Origin of the sequence: Thermoleptolyngbya sp. PKUAC-SCTB121 (genome assembly GCF_016919485.1) — a bacterium.
In the GTDB taxonomy this organism is placed as follows: domain Bacteria; phylum Cyanobacteriota; class Cyanobacteriia; order Elainellales; family Elainellaceae; genus Thermoleptolyngbya; species Thermoleptolyngbya sichuanensis.
The window spans coordinates 2106797-2132018 of record NZ_CP070366.1 but is presented as its reverse complement, the minus strand read 5'-3'; the positions used below and the strand labels follow the sequence as shown (position 1 = coordinate 2132018).

General features: G+C 56.6%; 19 protein-coding genes and 1 tRNA gene. 11 read left to right on the top strand and 9 right to left on the bottom strand.

From position 1 onward, the window contains the following. Nucleotides 1–332: 332 nt before the first annotated feature. The gene (locus tag JTM80_RS08985) at nt 333–560 is read left to right on the top strand and encodes a hypothetical protein (RefSeq protein WP_172358405.1); all 228 of its coding nucleotides are present in this window, start codon (nt 333–335) and stop codon (nt 558–560) included. A 25-nt stretch (nt 561–585) separates the two neighbouring features. Here the strand turns inward: JTM80_RS08985 and JTM80_RS08980 are convergent, their stop codons facing one another. Next, the gene (locus tag JTM80_RS08980; RefSeq protein ID WP_172359102.1) at nt 586–1461 is read right to left on the bottom strand and encodes an RNA methyltransferase; all 876 of its coding nucleotides are present in this window, start codon (nt 1459–1461) and stop codon (nt 586–588) included. Between the two features lie 31 nt (nt 1462–1492). Beyond that, a complete protein-coding gene (locus JTM80_RS08975) occupies nt 1493–2539 on the bottom strand; it encodes a hemolysin family protein (protein ID WP_172358406.1) in 1047 nt (348 codons plus the stop codon). A 450-nt stretch (nt 2540–2989) separates the two neighbouring features. On the opposite strand from JTM80_RS08975, the gene JTM80_RS08970 reads away from it, so the two are divergent. The 3 genes from JTM80_RS08970 (at nt 2990) to JTM80_RS08960 (ending at nt 7247) form a co-directional block, all read left to right on the top strand. Beyond that, a complete protein-coding gene (locus JTM80_RS08970) occupies nt 2990–3976 on the top strand; it encodes a GntR family transcriptional regulator (RefSeq protein WP_172358407.1) in 987 nt (328 codons plus the stop codon). Between the two features lie 216 nt (nt 3977–4192). Then, on the top strand, nt 4193–6184 hold the full coding sequence (locus tag JTM80_RS23330) for a calcium-binding protein (protein ID WP_172358408.1): 1992 nt from the start codon (nt 4193–4195) through the stop codon (nt 6182–6184). A 301-nt stretch (nt 6185–6485) separates the two neighbouring features. Next, nucleotides 6486–7247, top strand: a complete 762-nt coding sequence (locus JTM80_RS08960; RefSeq protein ID WP_225906806.1) for a class II aldolase/adducin family protein — start codon at nt 6486–6488, stop codon at nt 7245–7247. An 8-nt stretch (nt 7248–7255) separates the two neighbouring features. Here the strand turns inward: JTM80_RS08960 and JTM80_RS08955 are convergent, their stop codons facing one another. Beyond that, a complete protein-coding gene (locus JTM80_RS08955) occupies nt 7256–8713 on the bottom strand; it encodes a S8 family peptidase (protein ID WP_172358410.1) in 1458 nt (485 codons plus the stop codon). Between the two features lie 440 nt (nt 8714–9153). On the opposite strand from JTM80_RS08955, the gene ileS reads away from it, so the two are divergent. The 4 genes from ileS (at nt 9154) to infB (ending at nt 16235) form a co-directional block, all read left to right on the top strand. After that, a complete protein-coding gene (gene ileS / locus JTM80_RS08950; RefSeq protein ID WP_225906848.1) occupies nt 9154–11991 on the top strand; it encodes an isoleucine--tRNA ligase in 2838 nt (945 codons plus the stop codon). Between the two features lie 211 nt (nt 11992–12202). Next, nucleotides 12203–12275: transfer RNA gene (locus JTM80_RS08945), tRNA-Met, on the top strand. Between the two features lie 16 nt (nt 12276–12291). Next, nucleotides 12292–12582 carry a YlxR family protein gene (locus JTM80_RS08940; RefSeq protein ID WP_172358412.1) on the top strand — a complete coding sequence of 97 codons (291 nt, stop codon included), beginning with the start codon at nt 12292–12294 and terminating at the stop codon, nt 12580–12582. Between the two features lie 545 nt (nt 12583–13127). Continuing rightward, nucleotides 13128–16235: a translation initiation factor IF-2 gene (gene infB / locus JTM80_RS08935; protein ID WP_205371007.1), complete on the top strand. Its 3108-nt coding sequence runs from the start codon at nt 13128–13130 to the stop codon at nt 16233–16235. A gap of 248 nt (nt 16236–16483) precedes the next feature. On the opposite strand, the gene recN is transcribed toward infB, so the two are convergent. Further along, a complete protein-coding gene (recN, locus tag JTM80_RS08930; RefSeq protein WP_205371006.1) occupies nt 16484–18325 on the bottom strand; it encodes a DNA repair protein RecN in 1842 nt (613 codons plus the stop codon). A 361-nt stretch (nt 18326–18686) separates the two neighbouring features. On the opposite strand from recN, the gene JTM80_RS08925 reads away from it, so the two are divergent. Then, on the top strand, nt 18687–19277 hold the full coding sequence (locus JTM80_RS08925) for a Uma2 family endonuclease (protein WP_172358415.1): 591 nt from the start codon (nt 18687–18689) through the stop codon (nt 19275–19277). Between the two features lie 5 nt (nt 19278–19282). On the opposite strand, the gene aroH is transcribed toward JTM80_RS08925, so the two are convergent. Together aroH and sppA are read right to left on the bottom strand one after the other, a co-directional pair. Next, complete coding sequence (gene aroH, locus JTM80_RS08920; protein ID WP_172358416.1) at nt 19283–19675, bottom strand: chorismate mutase; 393 nt, start codon at nt 19673–19675, stop codon at nt 19283–19285. Between the two features lie 110 nt (nt 19676–19785). After that, entirely contained in the window at nt 19786–20631 is an 846-nt protein-coding gene (gene sppA / locus JTM80_RS08915; protein ID WP_172358417.1) for a signal peptide peptidase SppA, read from the bottom strand. A gap of 171 nt (nt 20632–20802) precedes the next feature. On the opposite strand from sppA, the gene recR reads away from it, so the two are divergent. After that, nucleotides 20803–21399: a recombination mediator RecR gene (gene recR / locus JTM80_RS08910; RefSeq protein WP_225906847.1), complete on the top strand. Its 597-nt coding sequence runs from the start codon at nt 20803–20805 to the stop codon at nt 21397–21399. 89 nt (nt 21400–21488) lie between these two features. Here recR and JTM80_RS08905 read toward each other — a convergent pair whose 3' ends face one another. The 3 genes from JTM80_RS08905 to JTM80_RS08895 form a co-directional block, all read right to left on the bottom strand. Further along, on the bottom strand, nt 21489–21896 hold the full coding sequence (locus JTM80_RS08905; RefSeq protein WP_172358419.1) for a hypothetical protein: 408 nt from the start codon (nt 21894–21896) through the stop codon (nt 21489–21491). A 159-nt stretch (nt 21897–22055) separates the two neighbouring features. Further along, nucleotides 22056–22466 carry a phasin family protein gene (locus JTM80_RS08900; RefSeq protein ID WP_172358420.1) on the bottom strand — a complete coding sequence of 137 codons (411 nt, stop codon included), beginning with the start codon at nt 22464–22466 and terminating at the stop codon, nt 22056–22058. Between the two features lie 457 nt (nt 22467–22923). Continuing rightward, on the bottom strand, nt 22924–24099 hold the full coding sequence (locus JTM80_RS08895) for a M20 family metallopeptidase (protein WP_172358421.1): 1176 nt from the start codon (nt 24097–24099) through the stop codon (nt 22924–22926). A 219-nt stretch (nt 24100–24318) separates the two neighbouring features. On the opposite strand from JTM80_RS08895, the gene JTM80_RS08890 reads away from it, so the two are divergent. After that, the gene (locus JTM80_RS08890) at nt 24319–25161 is read left to right on the top strand and encodes an SPFH domain-containing protein (RefSeq protein ID WP_172358422.1); all 843 of its coding nucleotides are present in this window, start codon (nt 24319–24321) and stop codon (nt 25159–25161) included. Nucleotides 25162–25222 lie beyond the last annotated feature (61 nt).

Sequence of the window (25222 nt, the reverse complement as noted above, 5' to 3'; positions counted from 1 at the left end):
GGCTACGAACATGACCAGATCTGCTAGAACGAGGCACCCGATCTGATTCCACGCTTTCATTAATAGCCCACACCATGCATAAAACATTCCGTGAAACCGCTGAAAATGTTTATTTTTCAGCATTGTTAATTGCCACCTGCACTTCTGCGACCACTGTTGTCAGCCACTTCGTCAATTACTCCGGATGTGGCACACACCGCAGCACATCTTGACGCTGGAGCGGTTACTGATAAGCAGCAACCTCCAAAGTTAACGTTTTCTATCGACCTGAGTAAATTAGGCCCGTCGCGCTGAAAGGTAAGTTATCCCCCTTCGCATGAGGAGCCGTTTCTATGTCTACGTCTGCTGAATCATCTGGGTTGAAAGTTTGTCCTGCCTGCGGGGTCAAGATTGCCCCCGGCGGCATCACGGGCGATCGCGTCCTGTTTTCTGCTGGCCCACCGGGCACTCGCGCCACCCTCTGGACTCGCGTCTGTCAGTATGCCAAGCGCCCTGGCTGCATCAACAAGGATCAAGGGCAAAGCAGCGGGGAACCAAGTGACAGCCGGTTGGAATCGTAGAACCCGTTTCTCCGACTCCCTAACTTTATTCCCTAACTTCACCACTCCCCCGCCCAATCGCCCACTTCATCTGGCTCAGCACGCCCCGCAGCATCGCCACCTCTGGCTCTGAAAGCTGGGCCCGCAGGAACAGGCGGCGAAATTTTTCCATGCGGCTGGCGGCGGTGTGCGGGTAGAGGTAGCCAATGTCGAGCAGCAATGCTTCGAGCTGGTTAAAGTAGGCTTCTAGGGTGTCGAGGGAGGCGATAGGAGTAGCGGAGGAGTGGGGGTTGCGCCTGCTTACCTCTGCTTTGTCGATTTTGTCGATGGCTTGATCGATAGCTTGATCGGTGACTTGATCGATGACTTGATCGGTTCCGTGGTCACAGCCTGCCTGCGGGCGGCGGGCGGCGGACTGTTGACCTGCGGCCAGTTCATAACAGCAGACGGCGACGGCCTGGGCCAGGTTCATGGAGGCATAGGCTTCGCTGGTGGGAATTTGCACGAAGCGCTGGGCCAGGTTAAGTTCGGCGTTGGTGAGTCCAGAGTCTTCGCGGCCGAAGATGAGGGCGGCGGCGGGCAAAGTGCCGTCAGCTAGGGGCGATCGCAGCCAGGGCAGGCAGTCTTGGGGAGATTCCAGGCGAATGGGCAGCGTGGTGCGATCGCGCCCGGTCGTGGCAACTGCTCGCTGGCAGCCCGTCAGCGCTTCCGATAGCGTTGCAACCTGTTGGGCGGCTTCCAGCACGTCGGCCGCGTGGACAGCCAGCAACCGCGCTTCGGCGCTGAGTGGGTCGCACTGGGGGTTGACCAGCACCAACTGCCGCAGCCCAAAGTTTTTCATGACGCGGGCGATCGCCCCCACATTCAGCGGCCCGGCGGGTTCCACCAGCACAATGCGAATCTGCTCCAGCCCAGTATTCACAACGTTTTCCACGGCAACAGCAGTCGGCGCATCAGTCTAGCAGGCTCGGATTTTCATTCAAAATGCGGGCGCGGCGGCGACGGGCCACATCTTGCATGTCGATGATGTAATCGGTTTCATCCACGATTTCACCCGTAATGACTTCCAGCACATCTTCCAGCGTAATCACGCCCGCCACGCCCCCATATTCATCGACCACCACGGCCAGATGTTCGCGGCTGGTTTGAAATGACCGCAGCAGGCGATCGGCCCGCAGGCTCGTCGGCACAAACCAGGCTTTGCGGACAAAGGAAGAAATGGGGCGATCGCCCCGCCCCTCAATCAGCGCCGTCAGCAGTTCATGCCGCAGCGCAATCCCCAGCACATCGTCAATCGTCTCCCCAATCACCAGCAGACGGTTGTGCTGCGAGTCAATAATATCGGGCTTACAGGCTTCGAGCGTCTGCTCTCCTTCCAGATACGTAATCGCCACGCGGGGGGTCATCAGCTTGCCCGCCGTGGCATCATTGAGCGCAAACACACGGCGAATCATCTCGGCTTCGTCGTCTTCGATCACGCCTTCGTCGCGGCCAATGGTGGTCAAAAGCTGAATTTCCGCTTCATTGGTTGTGGGGCGATGGTTGCCACTGACAAACGGAGCCGTCACCTTCTCCAGCAGCAGCACCACGGGCGTAAACACGCGCGTCAGCAAGGTGAGCGGAATGGCAACCAGCAGGGAAATGCTTTCGGCGTTGCGCTCGCCGATGGTTTTCGGCAAGATTTCCCCAAAAATGATGATCAGAAACGTTAAAACGCCAGAAAAAACGCCAATCATTGCGCTGTTCAGCACAGACGCAGCCAGTGAGCCGATGACGATGCTTCCCAGAATGTTGAACAGGTTGTTGAAAATCACCAGCGTGGCGATCGGCCGATTCATCTTCTCTCGAATCGCCAGCAGCGCCTTGGCAGAAGCCCGGTTAGAAGACTGCGCCAGTTGCCGCACTTTGAGGATCGGCATCGACAGCAGGGCTGCCTCGGTGCAAGAACAAAGCGCAGAACCACAAATGACAAACAGCGTGACAGTCAGCAGCGGCAACATGGCAAGGAGGTTGACCCAGATGGAAGGTGCCCAGGCTTGCGACCTAGCCTAGCGCATTCCTTCTATTGTCTTCGATGGGCAGCTATCTCCGATTAGCGGCAAGCCTGGGATGCGTGTTCATAGAGGCGGCGAGGGATTCATGCGCTGCTTGGGGCATCTCTTTGAAGCGGCTCCCTCAAAAAATATTTGGCAAAAGGTTCAAACTTTCTCAGGCTGTGTATTCTGGAAACTGTCACATCCGGTATGTAGACACTTTTCGTAACGTAGATTAGACAGGTCTCAATGGCATGTTTAACAGGCGCGATTCTAAAGCGGCTTCCTGAGCCTTTTCTTAGGCCTGTTTTCTAAGCCTGTTTTGCTAAAGTTGCTGAGCGTGTATTCGAGTGCACGTCTTGGTGCGATCGCCCCTGCCTCTGTCTCAAGCCTCTCAACACTCCCCTGGAGATGGTTATGGTCGAGTTTCATATCCAGCCCGACGGCGAAATCCCCGCCTCTACCCAGCTTTACAACCAGATCCGCTTTGCGATCGCCTCCCGCCAGTTTCCCCCCGGACAGCGGCTCCCCAGCACCCGCGCCCTGGCCATGCAGACCGGGCTACACCGCAACACCATCAGCAAGGTCTACCGGATGCTGGAGGACGACGGCATTGTAGATGCCAAGGCGGGTGCGGGCATCTTTGTTAAATCCCAAGGCGACGAAGGCCACACCAAAGGCAACCAATCGCCCGTGCTAGCCAAACATCCCCAGGCCTACAAGCTGGTGCAAAAAAGCCTGGATGAACTGCTCAACCAGGGCTGTTCCCTCAGTCAGGCGCGGGAGCTATTTCTGGCAGAAATCGACTGGCGGCTGCGGTGCAGTGCGCGGGTGCTGGTCACGGCTCCGGGCTACGACATCGGCGCGGGGGAACTCATGGTGCGCGAACTCCAGCAGGCGCTGCAAATCCCTGTCCAACTGGTGCCGATGGAGGAGTTGGCAAGTGTGCTGGATCAGGCGCGGGGCGGCACAGTGGTCACCAGTCGCTATTTCATTGGCGAAGCAGAGGCGATCGCCTCTCCCAAATCCGTCCGCGTCATCCCGGTCGATATCTACGACTACGGCAAAGAGCTAAAGCTGATGAAAGGACTCCCAAAAGACACCTGCATCGGCTTCGTCAGCCTTAGTTCCGGCATTCTGCGAGCAGCCGAAGTCATCATTCACAGCCTGCGGGGCGAAGAACTGCTGATCATGACCGCCAAGGCAGACGATGCTTACAAGCTGGGCGCAATGGTTCGCAGCGCCCAGGTCATCATCTGCGACCAGGCCAGCCTGCCCAGCGTCAAAGCCGCCATCCAGCTTTCCCGCGACCACATCATTCGTCCACCCAAAATCGAATGCTGTGAAAACTACATTGGTGAAAAATCCATCAGTTTGCTCAAGCGAGAATTAGGACTGGAATAGCTCGAACACCTCGTCTCTCAATACTTAATCTGAATCACTCATCCCTCGTTTCACTCAAGCGAGGGATTTCTTTTTGTAAAAATTCGCACAACCTGCGTAATTCCCCGCACCCACTCCGATAACTCCTCAGAGGTTAAACAGGGGGCTTCACCCCACAGCCAAACCTCCCATACCAAAGACGCCCGGATATTGCGTCCTCAAAAGGAGAATTTCAACATGGCCACTATCATCGGCTCTCAATTCAATGACAACGACACCGTCAACGGGATTCCTCTAATTTTCAGACGGCGTTTAGTCGGCACCCTACTTAACGATTCCATCTTTGGATTAGCAGGCAACGATATCTTAGAAGGACTTGCAGGTAACGATCTACTCGACGGCGGCACAGGCAACGACACCATGCGCGGCGGTATTGGAAATGATACCTACATCGTCGATGCGCCCGGCGATGTTGTGATTGAATTAGCCGGACAAGGCATTGATGAAGTCCGCTCCTCTATTAGCTACACCCTCCCCCTAAACGTCGAAAACCTGATGCTGCTGGGCACTGCCAACATCAACGGCACAGGCAACGCCCTGAACAACGTCATCAACGGCAACAGCGGCAACAACTTCCTGTTTGGCCTAGCAGGCAACGACACACTCAACGGCGGCGATGGGAATGACTACCTCGATGGCGGGACAGGTAATGACACGATGAATGGTGGTTTTGGAGATGACACCTACATCGTAGACTCGGCAGGCGACGTGGCGGGTGAAGTGGCGGGCGGTATCGACCTAGTGATTGCCTCCGTCAGCCATACGCTCTCCCTCAACCTGGAAAACCTGAACCTGAGTGGTGTTGCGAATATCAACGGCACAGGCAACGCCAAAGATAACATCATCAACGGCAACGCAGGCAACAACTTCCTGTTTGGTCTGGCAGGCAATGACACCATCAACGGCGGCGCTGGCAACGACTATCTCGATGGCGGCGCGGGCATCGACACCTTGCGCGGCGGCGCTGGCAACGACACCTACATTGTCGATTCTGCCTCAGACGTGGTGGTTGAACTCGCCGGGCAAGGGATTGATGAAGTCCGCTCCTTCGTCAGCCATACCCTCTCTGCCAACGTTGAAAACCTGACGCTGCTGGGTGCTGCCAATATCAACGGCACGGGCAACACACTGAATAACATCATCAACGGCAACGCAGGAAACAACTTCCTGTTTGGTCTGGCAGGCAACGACATCATCAACGGCGGCGCTGGCAACGACTATCTCGATGGCGGTGTGGGCATCGACACCTTGCGCGGCGGCGCTGGCAACGACACCTACATTGTCGATTCTGCCTCAGACGTGGTGGTTGAACTCGCCGGGCAAGGGATTGATGAAGTCCGCTCCTTCGTCAGCCATACCCTCTCTGCCAACGTCGAAAACCTAACGCTGCTGGGTGCTGCCAATATCAACGGCACGGGCAATGATCTGAACAACGTGATCAACGGCAACGCTGGCAACAACTTCCTGTTTGGTCTGGCAGGTAACGACACGCTCAACGGTGGGGATGGTAACGACTTGCTGAGTGGTGGTCTGGGGAATGACACCATGAACGGCGGCTTTGGCGACGACACCTACATCGTCGATTCACTGGGCGACGTGGCGGCTGAGGTGGCAGGCGGTATCGACCTAGTGATTGCCTCCGTCAGCCACACGCTCTCTGCCAACCTTGAGAACCTGAACCTGAGTGGTGTTGCCAATATCAACGGCACAGGGAATTTCCGAGACAACGTGATCAACGGCAACAGCGGCAATAACGTGCTGAGCGGTCTGGGCGGCAACGATACCCTAGTGGGCGGATCTGGGTCGGATACGCTGCTGGGCGGCGACGGCAACGATCGACTGCGCGGCGGTACGACGGCTAACAATGCAGGTGAACGGGACATCATGACCGGTGGATTGGGGGCAGACACGTTTGAACTGGGCAACAGCGCGGGTTCCTACTATCTGAACACGGTGGGCAACTCCTACGCCAGCATCACCGACTTCAGCGCGTTCCAGTTGGACAAGTTCCAGGTCAAGGGTGCGCTGAGCCAGTATCGACTGGACAAGACCCGCAGCCTGGAAGGTGGGGCAGCCCTAGACACGCTGATCTATCGTGGCAACGACCTGATTGCGGTGGTACGCGATACGACCAATGTGCTGCTAGGACGCGATTTCGTGGTGGTGTGAGCGTTTGATGTAACGACCTAAGCTGCGATGGCGGGGGTCACAGCAGTTTAGGCAGGTTACGCAATAGAACACAGTAGCGAGCTTGGGGGTAGGGAGAACCGTGCCACAGGCTCGCTTTATTGATTATGATGACCGCTTGTGATTACCGCTATAGCTATTTACAGCAGCTATTTACAGCGTTTTAAGGCGTGGTTTTAGGCGTGGTTTTAGGCGTTATCCTAAGCCCAATTGACAGCACAGGGCCACGTATCCGACCTTTAGGCATACTGGGAAGGGAAATTCTGAATTCAAATGCCTGACCATGATCCAACCCAACCTGCCGCAGCCGCCTACATTCGAGCGTGTTGAGGATGAACGCCTACACCGCAAGCAGCGCCTCGCGGCCGCCTTTCGCCTGTTTGCCCGCTACGGCTTCGATGAGGGCGTGGCAGGACACATTACTGCCCGCGATCCGGAGCATCCCGATCACTTCTGGGTGAATCCATTTGGGATGTATTTCGGGCACATTTGCGTATCGGATCTGCTGCTGGTGAACCATAAGGGCGAGGTGGTAGAGGGAAGTTGCCCTGTCAACGCGGCCGCCTTTGCGATTCACTCGCAGGTTCATCAGGCACGTCCTGATGTGGTGGCTGCTGCCCATGCCCATTCGCTCTATGGCAAGGCCTGGGCCTCCCTTGGCCGCCTGCTCGACCCGCTGACGCAGGATGCCTGCTCGTTTTATGACGACCATGCGCTGTTTGATGACTATACGGGCGTGGTGCTGGACTTGTCGGAAGGGCAGCGGATTGGGCGAGTGCTGGGCGATCGCAAAGCGGTGATTCTCCGCAACCACGGGCTGCTGACCGTTGGGCACTCGGTCGATGAAGCGGCGTGGTGGTTCATCACGATGGATCGCACCTGTCAGGCGCAACTGATGGCCGAAGCCGTCGGCAAACCTGTCGCTATTCCCCACGAAGTCGCCAGCCTCACCTACAGCCAGGTCGGGACGCATTTTATGGGCTGGTTTTGCTTCCAGTCGCTCTATGACAAAATCGTGTGGGAAGAGCCAGATTTGCTGGAGTAAGTCGGGCTTTAAACGACTTCAATTCCTGACGCATCAGCCGTTTCCGCTAGAATTGCCGCTACTGATGCGGGAGTCAGGCTGGGGTTGGCGCTGAGCATGAGTGCCGCTACGCCCGCGACATAGGGAGCCGCCATTGATGTGCCGGATTTGTAGACATACCCGCCTCTCAGCCCGGTGGAGTAGATATTTGCACCGGGAGCGACCAAAAACGGATAAGGGCGATCGCCCGCTGGGTTCGAGAAGGTGGCCATGCGGCGATCGCCCGCCAGCGCCCCCACGGCGATCGCCAGTCCCTCTCTGGCATACAGCGCGGGTTCGATCGGCAGCACAGCACCCAGGGTTTCGCGCTCATTGCCCGCCGCCGCAATCACGACCACGCCCTGCTGAGCAGCAAACCGCAGCGCCGCAACCGTTTTGCTCATGACAGGATCACCAATGTAATTGCCCAGGCTGAGGTTGATCACTCGTGCGCCGTGGTTGACGGCATAGATGATGCTGGCGGCAATGGAGTCGTCAAACTGGGGACTGCCCGTGTTGGTGTGGCTGGCGATCGCCCGCAGCGCCATAATTTTTGCAGCCGGGGCAACACCAGAAATAGCACCCCCATCTCCCTTGGCGGCGATAATTCCGGCGACGTGGGTGCCGTGTTCGCTATGGTCCAATCCAGGGGGTTCGCCACTATAGCGGGCAAACTGGCTGTTGCCCTCCACAAAGCTCCAGCCAGAGACATCATCAACTAGCCCGTTGCCGTCGTCGTCGATGCCGTTGTCGGCAATTTCGCCCGGATTTGCCCAGCGATTGTCTGCCAGTGCCGGGTGAGACAAATCCACCCCGTCGTCAATCACGGCAACCGTGATGCCCTGTCCCAGAATGTTTTGGTTGCCTGCGGTGGGACTGTAGCTGGGGGTGAGCCAGGGGCGATCGCCCTCCCGCTTCACCGCCCCTGGCAACGCCCCCAAGACCCGCGCGACCGCCACCGCTGCGTTCACCCGGCCATAGCCATAGTAGAAGTTGAATCCGTCCGCAGACGGCGTGCGGCTGGTCACTGTGCTGATCAGCGTATAGCCACCCACTGCCCCACCAGACGCGCTGCTTACGCGCACCCGGTAGCGATCGCCCGCCTTCGGGGTAAACACCATACGAGCATTGGTGTTGCGCGTACTCAGGTCGTCGCCAAATAGAAGAGGCTGGCCCGTGCGATCGCTGATTAGCTCCAGGTAAGCATCAAACGCCTGGGATCGCAGCCGAATCTCCACGCGCCGCTCGGTCTTGCCACCCACAATCACAAAGTCCTTGGCAAAGCGACCGCCTCGCAGCAGATTTCGCCAATCTTGCAGGGTGAGGTGGCCTCGTACCGTGTCGTTGAGCTTTAGGGGCGGCGCGGGGGGTTGGTTCAGCTGCGATCGCCTCGGCAGGCGCACATCGGGACTGATGACCCCAGGACTCCCCCCGCCGGGGTTGACCATCCCCAACGATGCTCGGAGTTTGATTGGACGATCCCGGATAGAACGGCCCTGAGACAATGGCTGAGACGAGGGCGATCGCCCTAAAGCACTTCCTGCCAGGAAAGCTGACCCTCCAGCAGGAAGTCCAACCGTGGACGGGCGCTTGCCCAATAGCGAAGAGGTCGGGAAAAAGCCGTCCATAGGGGCGATCGCAGATGCAAGCCTGAGGATATGCCTTGTAAGATAGCCCAATCCCGTGAAATTTACCGAGAAGCACTCTATCGCCCTCCATCCCTCCTTACCCGGCCAGGGGAGATTTGCAAAAATGCCCCCCAGTTGCTCAACCCTGGTTGATAATAGTTTCGATAAACCACAGTTCTTTTCACCCTGCAACCGCCGTGACAGCGACAGAACCCGGAAGCTACAAAGATACGGTCAGCCTACCCAAAACCCAATTCGACATGCGGGCCAACGCCACCAAGCGTGAGCCAGAAATTCAGAAATTTTGGGCCGACAACCGAATTTACGAAAAGCTGTCGCAATCCAACCCCGGCGAACCCTTTGTGCTGCATGATGGCCCGCCTTACTCCAACGGGGCGCTGCACATCGGGCACGCCATGAACAAAATTTTGAAGGACACCATCAACAAGTTCCAGCTCCTGAACGGGCGAAAAGTTCGCTATATCCCTGGTTGGGACTGTCACGGGCTGCCCATTGAGGTCAAAGTCTTGCAAGCAATGAAGCCCGAAGAGCGGCGCAGCTTGACCCCGATTGAACTGCGTCGCCGCGCCAAAGCCTGGGCCCTAGAACAACAGCAGCAGCAATGCGCCAGCTTTATGCGCTACGGCGTATGGGGTGACTGGGAGCATCCCTATCTGACCCTCACCCCCGACTACGAAGCCGCGCAGATCGGCGTGTTTGGGCAGATGGTGCTGAAAGGCTATATCTATCGCGGCTTCAAGCCTGTCCACTGGAGTCCCAGTTCCCGCACTGCGCTGGCCGAAGCCGAGTTGGAATATCCCGAAGGCCACGTTTCTCGCAGCATCTATGCCGCCTTTCCGGTGATCAGCTTGGGCGATGGGGCAACGGCACTGCAACCTTATTTGAGCGACCTGGGTGTTGCGGTGTGGACGACCACGCCCTGGACAATTCCCGCAAATCTGGCCGTAGCCGTTAACCCCGAACTGACCTACGCTGTCGTCAAAGATGAGGGCAGCAAGCTCAAGGGTGAACTGGGAACCCCCTTTGCACACCTCATCGTGGCCAAGGATCTGGTGGAGCGACTGACGCAAGTGCTGGGCACATCGCTGAGCGTGCAGGCAGAAATTTCGGGCAAGGCGCTGGAGTTTTCCACCTATCGCCATCCGCTGTTTGATCGGGAGAGTCCGATTGTCATTGGCGGCGATTACGTCACTACAGAATCCGGCACGGGGCTGGTGCATACGGCTCCGGGGCACGGTCAGGATGACTTTATCGTGGGACAGCGCTATGGGCTGCCCGTGCTGTCACCTGTGGACGACGAGGGCAACTTTACGGCGGAGGCGGGGCCCTTTGCTGGGTTGAACGTGCTGGGCGATGCCAATGCTGCCGTGATCAAGGCGCTGCGGGAGGCTGGGGCCCTGCTGAAGGAAGAGGATTACGGCCACCGCTATCCCTACGATTGGCGCACCAAGAAGCCGACAATCTTCCGGGCAACGGAGCAGTGGTTTGCGTCGGTCGAAGGCTTCCGCGAAGAGGCGCTGCGGGCTATCAAAGAAGTGGAGTGGATTCCTGCACAGGGCGAAAACCGGATTACGGCGATGGTGGGCGATCGCTCGGATTGGTGCATCTCGCGCCAGCGCAGTTGGGGCGTGCCAATCCCCGTTTTCTATGACGAGGAAACCAACGAGCCGCTGCTGAATGCCGACACCATCAGCCATGTGCAGAAAATCTTTGCTGAACACGGTTCCGATGCCTGGTGGGAGATGTCGGTCGAAGAGTTGCTGCCTGAACCCTATCGCAGCAACGGGCGCAGCTACCGCAAGGGCTTCGACACGATGGACGTGTGGTTTGACTCTGGCTCGTCTTGGGCAGCAGTGGCCCAGCAGCGAGAGGGTTTGCACTATCCCGTGGAAATGTACCTAGAAGGCTCAGACCAGCACCGGGGCTGGTTTCAGTCCAGCCTTTTGACCAGCGTTGCTGTGAATGGTCACGCGCCCTACAAGACCGTGCTGACCCACGGCTTTGCGCTAGACGAACAGGGGCGCAAGATGAGCAAATCTCTAGGAAACGTGGTCGATCCGGCCATCGTCATTGAAGGCGGCAAAAACCAGAAGGAGGAGCCAGCCTATGGCGCGGATGTGCTGCGGCTGTGGGTGTCGTCGGTAGACTATACCTCGGATGTGCCGCTGGGCAAAAACATCCTGAAGCAGATGGCAGACGTGTATCGCAAGATCCGCAACACGGCCCGATTCCTGTTGGGCAACCTGCATGACTTTGACCCAGCGACTCATGCCGTGCCCTATGACGAGCTTCCCGAACTCGATCGCTATATGCTGCACCGAATGACGGAAGTGTTTGCCGACATCACGGATGCCTTCAAGACCTACGAGTTTTTCCGCTTTTTCCAGACGGTGCAGAACTTCTGCGTAGTGGACTTGTCGAATTTTTACCTCGACATTGCCAAGGATCGGCTCTACATCAGCGCCGCCGATGCGCCCCGCCGCTGCAGTTGCCAGACCGTGCTGGCCGTCGCAATCGAAAATCTGGCACGGGCGATCGCCCCCGTCCTCTCTCACCTAGCGGAGGACATCTGGCAATTTCTGCCCTACAAAACCCCCTACCTGTCCGTCTTTGAGTCCGGCTGGGTCAAGCTGGAAGCATCTTGGGAAAATCCCGAACTGGCGATGAAGTGGGAAAAATTGCGTGATTTGAGAACCGAAGTGAACAAGGTGCTGGAGCAAGCCCGGAACGACAAGGCAATCGGCTCGTCGCTGGAGGCCAAGGTGCTGCTCTACGCAGCAGATGTCGATTTTCGGCAACAGCTTGAGGCGCTCAACCCCACCAGCAGCCTCAGCGGCAACGGCGTAGACGAGTTGCGTTATCTTTTCCTGGCTTCTCAGGTGGACTTGCTCGATTCCCCTGGCATCTTGGCCGATCTGAAATATAGCGCCGAAGCAGGCAGCCTCAGCATTGGCGTAGTCGATGCCGAAGGCAAAAAGTGCGATCGCTGCTGGAATTATTCCACTCACGTTGGCGAGTCTGCTGAGCATCCGCTGCTCTGCGAACGCTGCATTCCCGCCCTAGAGGGAGAGTTTTAAGCGGCGCAGGATGGGCGATCGCCCCAGTTCTGCTGTGGGTTCCGAGCAAATTGCAGAAATTTTCTAGCGGGCGATCGCCCTAATCCACCAGTCAGATATGCTATCTTAATAAAGGCTAAAATTTAGAACGCTATCAGTCTGGTAAAACCAAGCAGGTAGAATCAAGCTTGCTAGTTAAAACTGGCTCAAGGCGTTCAGTTGCAGCTTTGCTGGCTCAGTAGCTCAGTGGTTAGAGCAGGGGACTCATAAGCCCAAGGTCGCAGGTTCAAATCCCGCCTGAGCCATTTTCTGAAAACGGTCATGTCACCGCCTAACTATCGTCGCTGTCTCAGTTGCCGAAGACTTGCACCCAAGACAGAGTTCTGGCGAATCGTGCGGGTATATCCGTCTCAGACGATACAATTAGATTATGGGATGGGTCGATCGGCTTACCTGTGCCCGACGGCTAGCTGCTTGCAGGCAGCCCAAAGGAAAGATAGGCTAGGGAAGTCATTAAAAGTGTCTGTACCTGAAGCCGTTTATCAAACGCTGCGGCAGCGTATCGCTGTGGACTCCACTCAGGAGCTAGACTCGCTGGGGCAAACCCAATGATTGTCCTGGGAACTTTCTGAGAGTTGTTACTCTAGGGGAGTGGTCTGTCGCAATCCCATTGTCAGACGCTCAAGTTAGGTATGGGCCAGGTAAAAGCCACAGAGATTCAATGACCGACACGGAGACACTTACAACTGATCAAATCGGCTGGATGCCAGACTTTAGGTGCCAGACTCTACGTTGTGTTGACTTTAAGGGAGAACGAGCCTTCAACCACTAAGCATTTTGGGCAGCCTCGGCCAGATAAGGGCGTGCCTTCAACCCAGGAGAGCTTTGTTTTAGTTTTGTGTTCTGCTCTAGTTCGGGGTTTCTTTGCAGATGCGGCAAGAGACATTTGTAGAACCTCAACCTGATGGGCAGTGAATTCTCGAAGCCTTAGTGCTAGAACAAGGACTAGAAACAAAAGTCAACGCAGCAAGCCTAAAGCTGTTTTTGTCTGGGCTTTAACTGTCGAGCATTGTAAACGTCGTCTTGTCACGTCGTCTCGTTAGGAAAGCGAAGCAACATTATGTGAAAATCTCAGTTGGCTAAGAAGGGGAGAGTGGATGAACGGTAAGGTGAGAATTTACGAGTTGTCAAAGGAATTGAATCTGGATAATAGAGAGATTTTGGACGTTTGCGAACAATTGAATATTCCGGTCAAGAGCCACAGCAGCACTATTTCCGAAGCTGAGGCAGCCCGCATCCGCTCAGCGGCCGAGCGGCTTGCCCATAGCCCTTCTGCATCCCATACCCCTCCTGTTCACCGGCCTACTTCAACGCCTTCTTCTATGCCTCAACGAAAACAGAGCGCCGTGCAGCCGCCTGTTAAAAAGCAGCAAATTCTTGAAGTCCGTCGCCATCGCCCTGCGGTAGAGCCACCTAAGCGGCCAGAAGCTCAGCCTGCTCCAGCCCCGCAGCCCACCTCATCTGCGCCGGTGCGTCCGGATCGTCCAGCAGCAGAGCCTGCTGAGGTACGGACAGTTGAGCCTCGGCCAATTGCCACTCCTCCTGCTGTGCAAAAGCCTGCGACTCCCGTTTCGGAAGCACCCAAGTCGCAAGCACCTAAAGAAGTAGAGTCTCCTCCAGTTGACGCGCCCCAGCCGCCTCCTGTGCGCCCTGAAGTGGCTGAGCCTGCACCATTGCCCGACGAAGAGCAGCCCTCTTTAATGGGGCCGCCTTCTAAGCCTGTGCAGACAGAGTCTGTGAGTTCCGTGAGCCGCCCAGTTCTGAAGAAGGCGAGCGATCGCAGTGATCAGGTGGTCATGCGAGTGGGAGGCGATGACCAAGGGCTTCGGCGATCGCCCACCGCTGCTCGCCCAGAGTCCCGCTCTGGAGAAGCCAGTGAGTCTGCCCCCCGCCGCATTGGTATTACAGAAACCTCTGAACCACCTGTACTGCGCGCCAAGCCAGTGCTGGAGCTACGTCGCAAGCCCGTTCGTCCGATGGCTCCGAGCGCATCCGAAGAGTCTGGCGCAGCCGACACCCGCAGCGCAGGCGGTATGCCTATCCTGGCAGAGCCACCCACGCTCAAGCCAAAGCCCACGCCACCAACCAAGGTGGCAAAGCGCGGCAAGGATTGGGAGGAGGAAGACGAGGAAAATCCCAACAAGGTGGCTAAGGCCGGTGTGAAGTCCAAGCGGCGATCGCCCAACGTTTTGGACGACGACGAAGACATCGATCTGGATGAGGTGCTGGATGGAGCCGACGGAGATGATTCGGCCCCGACCGCCCTCAGTATTTCGCTGATGCGCCCGCCCAAGCCCAAGAGCCAAAAAGCTCCAGCAAAGCCCGTGGCGGTGGCTGCACCGACGCAGCGGCGGCGCGGGGGTTCTAGCAACGAGCGCTTTAGTCGGCGCGATCGCCGCGAACAGCAGGAAACTCGCCAGCGCCCCGAAATCATTACCCTCACGGGCAGCCTGACGGTGGCAGAACTCGCTGATATGCTGGTTGTTCCCGAAACCGAAGTCATCCGCGCCCTCTTTATGAAGGGCATCATGACCACGGTAAACCAGGTTCTCGACATCCCCACCGCGACAATGGTGGCGGAAGAGATGGGCATTCTGGTGGATACCGAAGCGCCTGAAGCAGAGGCGAAGAAAGTCACAGAAATGCTGGATGCGGGAGATCTAGAAAATCTCCAGCGCCGTCCGCCTGTGGTGACCATCATGGGTCACGTAGACCACGGCAAGACGACCCTACTCGACTCGATCCGCAAGACCAAGGTGGCTCAGGGCGAGGCAGGGGGCATCACGCAGCACATCGGCGCGTATCACGTTGATGTGGAACATAACGGCGAGACGCAGCAGGTCGTTTTCCTGGATACGCCGGGTCACGAAGCCTTTACCGCCATGCGGGCACGGGGTGCGCGGGTGACGGATATCGCTATTTTGGTGGTGGCGGCGGATGACGGGGTGCGTCCCCAAACCATCGAGGCAATTAGCCACGCCAAGGCGGCTGAAGTTCCCATCGTGGTCGCCATTAACAAAGTAGACAAGGAAGAAGCCCAGCCCGATCGCGTGAAGCAAGAGCTAACTGAATATGGGCTGGTGGCTGAAGAGTGGGGCGGCGACACCATTATGGTGCCCGTTAGCGCTCTGACAGGAGAGAACCTGGACACCCTGCTGGAAATGATCCTGCTGGTGTCTGAGGTGGAAGACCTCTACGCCAACCCCGATCGCCCTGCCAAGGGTACAGTGATCGAAGCACATCTGGACAAGGCGAAAGGCCCGGTGGCGACGCTGCTTATTCAGAACGGCACGCTGCGTGTTGGCGATATCCTGGTGGCCGGCTCGGTCTTTGGCAAAGTCCGCGCAATGGTGGACGATCGCGGCAAGCGGGTGGAAGAGGGTAAGCCATCCTTTGCGGTCGAGGTGCTGGGTCTGAGCGATGTGCCCGCTGCGGGTGACGAGTTCGATGTCTATCTGGATGAGAAAGAAGCGCGGGCGATCGCCAGCAACCGCACTGATCAGCAGCGTCTCTCTCGCTTGCAGCAGGCCATGTCCTCTCGTCGCGTCAGCCTGAATACGATTTCCAGCCAGGCCCAAGAGGGCGACCTGAAGGAGCTGAACCTGATTCTGAAGGCAGACGTACAGGGTTCGGTCGAAGCTATTCTGGCAGCGCTGCAACAGCTTCCCCAAAAAGAAGTGCAGGTGCGGGTGCTGCTGGCGGCTCCGGGCGAGATCACCGAAACTGACGTAGACCTAGCGGCCGCCAGCAGCGCCGTAATCATCGGGTTCAACACAACCTTTGCAAGTGGGGCGCGTCAGGCAGCCGACCAGGCCGATGTAGATGTGCGCGACTATACCGTGATTTATGCTTTGCTGGATGACATCCAGGGCGCAATGGAAGGTCTGCTGGAACCTGAACTGGTGGAAGAGCCGCTGGGCCAGGTAGAAGTCCGCGCTGTGTTTACCGTGGGCAAGGGAGCCGTTGCAGGCTGCTATGTCAAGGAAGGCAAGGTCATCCGCAACAGCAAACTGCGCGTGCGTCGCGGCGGCGAGGTCATCTTCGAGGGCAACCTCGACTCGCTGAAGCGGATGAAGGAAGACGCGAAGGAAGTCAGCGCAGGCTACGAATGCGGCATCGGCGTAGACAACTTCAAGGATTGGCAGGAAGGTGACATCATTGAAGTCTATCGCCTGATCACCAAGCGTCGGACGCTCTCTGCGTAGCAAGCCTGCTGACTCCCAGGCTCATCAAATTAAAGCACTGGTGGACTCCATTTTGATCTCCCCAGTCTGCTTAATGAAGACATCTGAAAAAATTTTTTCTTATTGTCTTAATTAGGAAGGCTGGGGAAGTTATTTCTGGAAGAATTCCTCGAAAGAGGATAGGGCTGCTCAGGGCAGTTGTCATTCTTGCAAGCTCATGACAGTTGTCATTCTTGCAGGTAGCCCAAAGATACAGTTTTTGCAAGCCTTCAACCCCGATTTCGCCTAGGCTTGGCTACAGTTTTAGTTCCAGAGTCCTGCTGACGGGATGCGGCCTGAGTCAGCAGCGAATCGGCAAAGGCGATCGCCTCTTCATTCCCACCCACGAGCTGAGCCAGCTCATGGCGGCGCTGCTCATCGCTCAGTTGGGATACGCGCACCACCGTTCGCACGTCTTCAAATCCCTCCAGCAAATCTGTATCTACTGGCTCAGGATCTACTGGCTCAGGGGTTGCTTTAGCCTTCCTGCGGTCATTTTTGCTGGTGGATTCTGCGGCTGGGTCAATCACCTGCTTATCGACCCGAAAGTGGGTATGGGCCATGGCGGCAACGAGCGGCTGGTGCGTCACGCAGAGTACCTGATGGCGGCTGCCAAGCTGGTGCAGCTTATCGGCAATCGCCTGGGCCACGCGCCCCGACACCCCCACGTCAATTTCGTCAAAGACCATTGTGCCGATCGGATCGACCTGCGAAAAGCACACCTTCAGCGCCAGCAAAAAGCGGCTCATTTCCCCACCAGAGGCGATCGCCGTCAGCGGTTGCAGCGGTTCGCCAGGATTGGGGCTAAACAGAAACGTGATGCGATCGCCCCCGGCCGCTGTTGGATTCACCGGCATAATCTCCACCTGAAACTGCACCTTTTCCATTGCCAGTGGCTTCAGTTCCTCAATTATTCGAGCTTCCAGCGTGTGGGCGGCAGCGCGACGCAGTTCCGTAAGCTGGGCACAGGCGGCGGCGAGTTCTTGCTGACGCTGGGCATACTGGGCTTCCAGCGCTTCTAGCGATTGTCCGCCATCGCTGAGCGCGTCCACATCCGCCTGCACCCGCTGCGCGTAGGCGATCGCCTCGGCAAGAGTCGGGCCATACTTCTTGCAAATCTGCTTAAGCTGAATAATTCGCTGCTCTACGGCTTCCAGGCGCTCCGGGTCCGTTTCCAACCCCTCACCGTAGGTGTTGATTTGCCGACCCGCCTCCTGTATCCGCGCCAGCGCTTCCGCCACCATATCCAACACTGGCTCCAGATCTCGGTCATAGCGCACCATATCCGTCAACCAATTTTCCGCTTTGCCCAACAGATCTGCCGCTGCATTGCCGCCCGTGTCGTTCTGGTAAAGCGCCTGATACACCTGATAGCTCTGTTGCTGTAGCTCCACCGTATGGCTGAGGCGCTGGCGTTCCTGCTCCAACTGCTCCAACTCTTGCGGATCGCTGAGATTTGCCGCCGCCAGTTCCTTTGCCTGATATTCAAACAAATCAAGCTGCTGCTGGCGTTGTTGCTCCATCTGGCGGCGTTTTTCTAGCGCTTGTGCCGCCTGCTGAAACGCGGCATAGGCGGCTGCGACGACTTCTCGCTGCTGCATTAGGGCAGCGCCACCAAAGCTATCGAGCCAGTCGCGCTGGAGGCTGGGCTGCCCTAGTTGCACGGTTTGCCCCTGGGCGGTAATTTCCACGAGGCGATCGCGCAGGTCTTCCATCTGCTGCTTGTTCACCACCACCCCATTCACCCGCGAACGGCTGCGGACGCTGCCCTGCCCCAGCGTCATCTCGCGGCTACACACTAGCGTTTCATCCTCTAGCGGCTCAAGATCCTGCGCCGCCAGCCAGTCTTGCAGCACAGGCTCCATCGCAAAAATCGCCTCGATTCGCGCCGAATCCGCCCCTGTTCGCACCGCCCGCCCCGATACCTTGCCGCCCAGTGCCGCATCCAGCGCGTCGAGAATAATCGATTTACCCGCGCCCGTTTCCCCCGTCAGCACGTTCAAGCCCTGGCCAAACCGAATCTCTAGGCGATCGACCAGGGCAAAGTTCTCAATGTTGAGAGAAATTAACATAGGAGGGGCAAAGAGAACACCTGGCTCAAGATATGGAGATCAAAATATATGGGGATCAAAGTATGGATCCCCCTGATGGCTCAACTATCAGGGGCTAGAATCTTAGAGTAGAACATTTGAATTGCTACTCGGCCACACATTTCAGTGTATAGCAGGCAAATGGCGCATCAAGATCTTTGGGACATCTTCGAGTCTGTAAATAGTCTCAAAATTTCATATCTCAAAGTCTCATGTTTCAAAATCTCGTATCTCAAAGTCTCAAAATTTTCTAGCGTTCAGCCCTGAACTCTACTCCTTGACCTCCAATCCTTGCCATAGAGCCTATTCTAGAGTTAACGTCGGCGCAAGGAGCCACCGTCCAATGACCCACTTCACTATTGATCTGAGTGCCATTACTGTGCTGACTGAAGCTCAGTTTGACGCGCTCTGTGCCAACAATCCCGACATCAAGTTTGAGCGCACCCCCAACGGAGAACTCGTCATCATGGCTCCCAGCGGCGGAGAAACTGGAAAAGATAATGCAAAATTGACTGCTCGCTTCGTTATCTGGAATGAAAGTACAGATCTAGGCGTTGTGTTCGATTCGTCTACCTGTTTTCGGTTGCCGGGTGGGGGCGATCGCTCTCCTGACGTAGCCTGGGTTGAAAAGGCTCGCTGGGAAGCCCTGCCGCCCGATTTCCGTCGCAAGTTTCCGCCCATCTGCCCCGACTTTGTGCTGGAGCTTCTCTCCCCCAGCGACAATCCCCAAACCATTCGCGCCAAGATGCAGGAATACCTTTCCTGTGGCGTAAAGCTCGGTTGGATGCTGAATCCAGAGGAACAGCAAGCCGAAATTTATCGACCCGACCAGCCCGTAGAAGTGCTAGACGCGCCCGCCAGCCTGTCCGGTGAACCCGTTCTGCCAGGGCTGGTTTTGCAATTGGGCTGGCTATGGGAAGGCGCGGTGAAGTAATGCTCCTACTGGAGCGTCATCGGCGCATACTGCCAATCCGGACGCAGCTCTGCCGCCTCTCGCAGGTAGGCATGGCGGACGCGCACCTCAGCGGGTAAGTTGATTTGCAGCAGCAGGCGGATGCAGCGCGGTAGGCTCCCTTTCACTGCCATTTGCTGCAAATCCAGCAGCGGCACATCGTTCCAACCAGGGCGCTGGCGGGCAATTTTGGCCGGAAAGACAGCATCCAGGTCTGGCGTAACGGAGAAAATCAGGTTCACGATTTCGTCCGGGTCGAGGACTCCGGGGTTGAGCCGTTCTAATTCTTCCAATAACTCGATTACCGCTTCGGCGATCGCCCCTTCTGTATTCTCTGCAACCGTCGTTGCGCCCCGAATTGCCCGAACTCGCCAACCCACAGATTTGTCCTCCCGTTTTGAGTATTTGGGGAATGGAGCGTAGAAGGATTGGGATTGGGAGAAGGGTTACTGCCCCGCCATGCCATCACTTCGTGACTCCATCACACCGCCTATGGCCGATACATCCACAGCGGCACGCCGCTCGTCGCCAGTTCAAACTCGATCCAGTCTGTAGCCGAAGATAGCCTGTGGGCAAGCAAACTGCCAAGGCGATCGCCCTGCATTTCACTCCCCGTTCGCAATCGACGGAGCAAGCTCTTTTTCTCCTCGATGTTAAACGTGCGAGTCTTTTCTGGATCGAGGCCAGCCAGTTCGCAGGTCCAGCGACGGGCATCTTCCTCAGTCCCCAGGCGATCCACCACACCCAGTTCCAGCGCTTGTTGCCCAGTGAAAATCCGTCCATCGGCAAAGCCCCGGACGGTTTCAACCGCTAGGTTCCTAGCTTCAGCCACCGTTTGCACAAACTGACCGTAGCTCGTGTCAATCAGCTCTTGCAGAATATGTTGCTCTGGCTCTGTCAGTTCTCGGTCAAAGGCCAGAATGTCTTTATACGGGCCAGATTTAATCACCTTGAAGGACACGCCAATTCGCTCCAGCAGGCGCTCCAGATTATTGCCCCGCAGAATGACACCAATACTGCCCGTCACCGTGCCAGGGTTTGCCACAATATGCTGTGCGCCCATGCCAATATAAACACCGCCAGAGGCTGAGATATTGCCAAAGCTGGCGACGATTTTGATTTTTTCACCCAGCCGCTTTAGCGCTTGATAGATTTCCTGAGAATCGCCCACCGTTCCACCAGGGCTGTCGATTCGTAGCAACAGTGCAGGAAACTTCCGCTCCTCGACTTGCTTGAGGGCTTCCAGAACGCGCTTACGAGTGTCACTGGCGATCGCCCCCGCCACCTCAATCCGGGCAATCTGCTTGCGAAACGACGGCTTAAAGAGCCTCACCATAGGTTTTCTAACTAACAAAAATTACGCTCAATTCTACGATTCTAAAGCGGAATCGCAGGTGTCCTCAAATTCGTAGCCAGGATGCAACTGCTGAGCAGCCCTAATCCTGCAACCATCCTCTATGATCGAAAATCTATACCCCTTTTGCGCCTCGCGGCCCCTGGAGGAACCCTGGTCTACACTCGTCCCCTCGCCCGCCTTATTGAACAGTTACAACGGCTTCCTGGCGTTGGGCCCAAATCGGCTCAGCGGCTGGCGCTGCACATTCTTAAGCGGCCAGAAGAAGAAGTGAAAGCCTTAGCACAGGCGCTGCTAGAGGCAAAACAGCAAGTCGGACTGTGTTCCGTTTGTTTTCACCTGTCGGCCGAACCCGTCTGCGACATTTGCAAAAATCCCAGCCGCGATCCGCAGCTCATCTGCGTGGTGGCCGATTCTCGCGATGTCATCGCCCTAGAAAAAACTCGCGAATACAAGGGCAAATACCACGTTTTGGGCGGCTTGATTTCTCCGATGGAAGGCATCGGCCCCGACCATCTCCATATTTCGCCCCTGGTTAAGCGCGTAGCCCAGCAGGGCGTTGAGGAAGTCATCATGGCCATCAGCCCAAGTGTAGAAGGCGACACCACCACGCTTTATGTTGGGCAACTGCTAAAGCCGTTTACCAAGGTCACCCGCATTGCTTTTGGGCTGCCGATGGGGGGCGACCTGGAATACGCCGACGAGGTGACGCTGGCGCGAGCGCTAGAGGGCAGGCGAGAGCTAGAGTAGCGAGAGTAAACGGAAAGGCCGAACGTAAAGGTAAACAATCAGCAGTAAACAGTCAACAAGGATGCCAGCGTTTACTTTAGGCATTTACTTTAGACTTTATCTCCACCTTTCCAGACCGACTCAAAATCGGGGCAATGCTCCCCTTCCCAGCCAAACGGGTGCATTCCGCAGACCAGCATCGTGCCGCCGTAGACCTGGCCGTGGTAGTTGCGGCAGCCGACGCAGGCGGGATGACGGTTGAGAATGGGGTCAACGGTTTGGTTAAAGGGCTGTACGGTTTCCTGGATGGTGCTTTCTACGCCCGTCACCGCATTGATAAAGGGAGCCAGCCATTCTTCCATCTGGCGATCAATCTGATCGAGATCAGGGGCGATCGCCTCATTCAGCCGCTCTGCTACTTCGTCCGACCATTCAAAAATTGCATCCACCGCCTCATTCACGTCGCGGTTAATCTCTTCCAGGAACTGTTCTACTTGCTGGGCGATCGTCTCAAACATAGGTCTCAGGGGTTGGGGATCAAGTTTTAAAGGTCGGGGTCGAGCAGCAATACCAAGGGCAAAGGTTGGGATCAATACGGAACCTAGAATCAGCGCGATCGCAGCCCTGTCAAGCAGACACTCTACCGCTCCTCATCCCCAATTCCGAATCCCCAGCCCCTAATCCCGTTTCAGCCGTCTCAGTTCCTCTTGCAGCTTGGCAACTTGCTGACGCAGATCATCTGCCGTTGGCTGGCTAGGCGACTGGCTCGATGTTGCAGAGCTTTCGGCGGTCGGCTGGCCAGCAGATTGCGTCGGCTCTTCCTCATCCGTCAGAATTTCGATGCGACGCGGCTCTGCGGGTTTTTCAGGTTCACCCCCCGCAGGCTGCTGAGCGCGGTTCATCATCTCTTCCACCATGCGGCGGGCTTCTTCGGCGCTGATTTCGCCACGAGCAACCATTTCATCTGCCAGCTTTTGCACCTGCACCCGCAAATCTGCCAGCGTGCTGCCCGCTTTTTCACCCGCGTAGGATGCTAGTCCAACTCCCAGATAAAATGCCTTTTGAACCAGATCTCCAAAGCCTGCCATAGCGATGTGGCTCCTCTGCCAAGCGTCTAGATGTTGCAAATGTTGCAATATTCCGATGTTGCAATATTGTGAGTTGCAATATTGCAATGTGGCGATGTTGCGTTAGAAGTTAACCAGACAAACGCACAAAAGTATGCGAAATCTTGCCGAGTACTGCCGAAAGACTACGCAGCCATCTGGCGTTTTTCCAGTGGTCAATACTATTCAGCATAGCGGTTTAGCGAGGTGGTTAACCGGGTTGGATTTCTAGACACCCAGGTACGGAAATTTGTGGGGGACATTTGTGGCAGACATTAGTAGCGGAAGGGCCCATGTAGCGGAAGGGCCCATGTAGCGGAAGGGCCCAGCGATCCTGCCCTCATCCTCCACACCCCAACCCTCCGATTACTGCCAGCAAGAGCAAGTGTGCCGCAGCAAGTCCAGGGCGGCTCTTATCCTCCACGCCCCAACCCTCCGATTACTGCTGCCAATATTTATACGCTGCGTAGGCCATCGTCACCACACCCGTCACGATCGCCGTTTCGTCTACATGAAACTGGGGATGGTGCAGCGGATAGTTGGGCTTGTCAGCAAAGGCTACACCCAGGCGAAACATAGTGCCAGGAGCATGTTGCAGATACAGTGAGAAGTCCTCAGCACCGAGGGAGGGTTCTAAAAGAATTTGGACGCGATCGCCCCCCCAAGCTTCCGATGCCGCCGACTCCATAATCTGCGTCAACGCTGGGTCATTTTGTACCGAAGGCACACCCCGGCGATAGTTCATCGTGTACTTTGCCCCATAGCTCTGACAGACATTCGCCACGATTTGCTCGATCCAGACCGGCAGACTGGCGCTGGTTTCAGGATGGAGCGATCGCACAGTCCCCAGCATCCGCACCTGATCCGCAATCACATTCGGTGCCCGCCCGCCCTGGATTTGCCCAATCGTTAGCACCACTGGCCGCAGCGGGTTTTGCGTCCTACTAATCGCCTGTTGCAGCGTCGTCACCACCTGCGATGCAATCCAGATCGCGTCGATCGCCTCATGCGGTCGCGCCCCATGCCCCGATTCGCCCATAATCACCAGTTCCAAATCGTCCGCCGCCGCCGTCAGCGCCCCATAGCGAATCCCCACCGATCCCCCCGGAATCGTCGGAAACGTGTGAACCCCAAAGATAGCCGTCACGCCCTCCATCACCCCATCACGAATCATCCAGCCTGCGCCCTGCGCCGTTTCCTCCGCAGGCTGAAACAAGAACCGAATCGTGCCTGGAAACTGAATCCCCAACTGCGCCAGCACCATCGCTGTCCCCAGCCCCACAGTGGTATGCACATCATGACCGCAGGCGTGCATAATTCCCGGCTGCCGCGAAGCAAATTCCAGGCCTGTACGCTCCTGAATTGGCAGCGCATCCATATCCGTGCGAATTGCCAACATTCGGGAGTCTCTGTCTGTGCCGCGCAGTTCTGCCACTACGCCTGTCTTACCGACTAGTTCCTGCACATGCAGTCCACAAGACGACACCACACCTGAAACATAAGCAGCCGTCTGGTATTCCTGTCCGCTCAGTTCAGGATGGCTATGCAGATGGCGGCGAATTTCAACCAGTCGGGGGGCAAGGCTCGCAGCAAGATCTTTAATTTGGCTCAGCATGGAGACAGACAATGGTAGAGGTTAACCTCATAATAAAGAGTTGTTAAGAAAAGGTTCTACTGGCCGCCTCCATCACCTCATCACCCTATCACGGTTCATCCGTACCAAATCCCGCCACAAAGGATACATTAGAGGAACAGTCTCTTCTCTATAGTCTTTTCTCTCTAGTCTTTCTCCCTACTCTCTTCTCTCTAACGCTGCTTTGGAGAATCGCACCCTATGGAGTCCATCGTTGCTGCCCTTGCTCTCCTAATTGTGGGTTACACTGTCGGCTCCGTCAGAATCATCAATCAGGGCACCGAGGCGCTAGTAGAGCGACTCGGGAAGTTTCACCGCAAGCTCACGGCAGGGCTGAATTTTGTGGTGCCGTTCCTCGACACGATTGTTCTAGAAGAATCCACCCGGGAGCGCGTGCTGGATATCGACAAGCAAAAGGCGATTACCGGGGACAACGTATCGGCTGACGTAGACGCGGTAGTCTACTGGCGAATTTTGCAGCTAGAGCGTACGTTCTATGCCGTGGAAAATATTGAGGAAGCGCTGGAGAGCCTAGTGACGACGACGCTCCGTTCCGAAATTGGGCGAATGAGTCTGGCTCAGACTTTTTCCTCTAGAAACGAGATCAACCAGGCCTTGCTGCACCAGCTTGACGAAGCAACTGCAACCTGGGGCGTGAAGGTGACGCGGGTGGAGGTGCAGAGCATTGAGCCTGCCCCAGATGTGCTGCGGGCAATGGAGCTAGAACGTGCTGCCGAAAGTAAAAAGAAGGCGGCTATTTCTGAAGCGCAGGGCAAAAAACAGGCGGCAATTGAAGAAGCCGAGGGTGCAGTGCAGTCCATGAAGATGATTGCGGATGCGCTAAAGTCTCAGCCCAATAGCCGGGAGATTATGAAATATCTGGTCGCACAACGATACGTCGATGCCAGCTATCGACTCGGCGACAGCCCAAACTCCAAAATTGTGTTCATGGACCCGAAGGCACTGACCGAAGCCCTGAGCGAACTAATCGATCCTAATGCTCCACCACCCAGTCAGCATCCCCTAAATCCGCCCAAAGAGTAATAGGTCTCTCTTGACTCTAGTGTCCTGCTAAAACGGACGGAGTAGAGGTATCGAGCTTCAC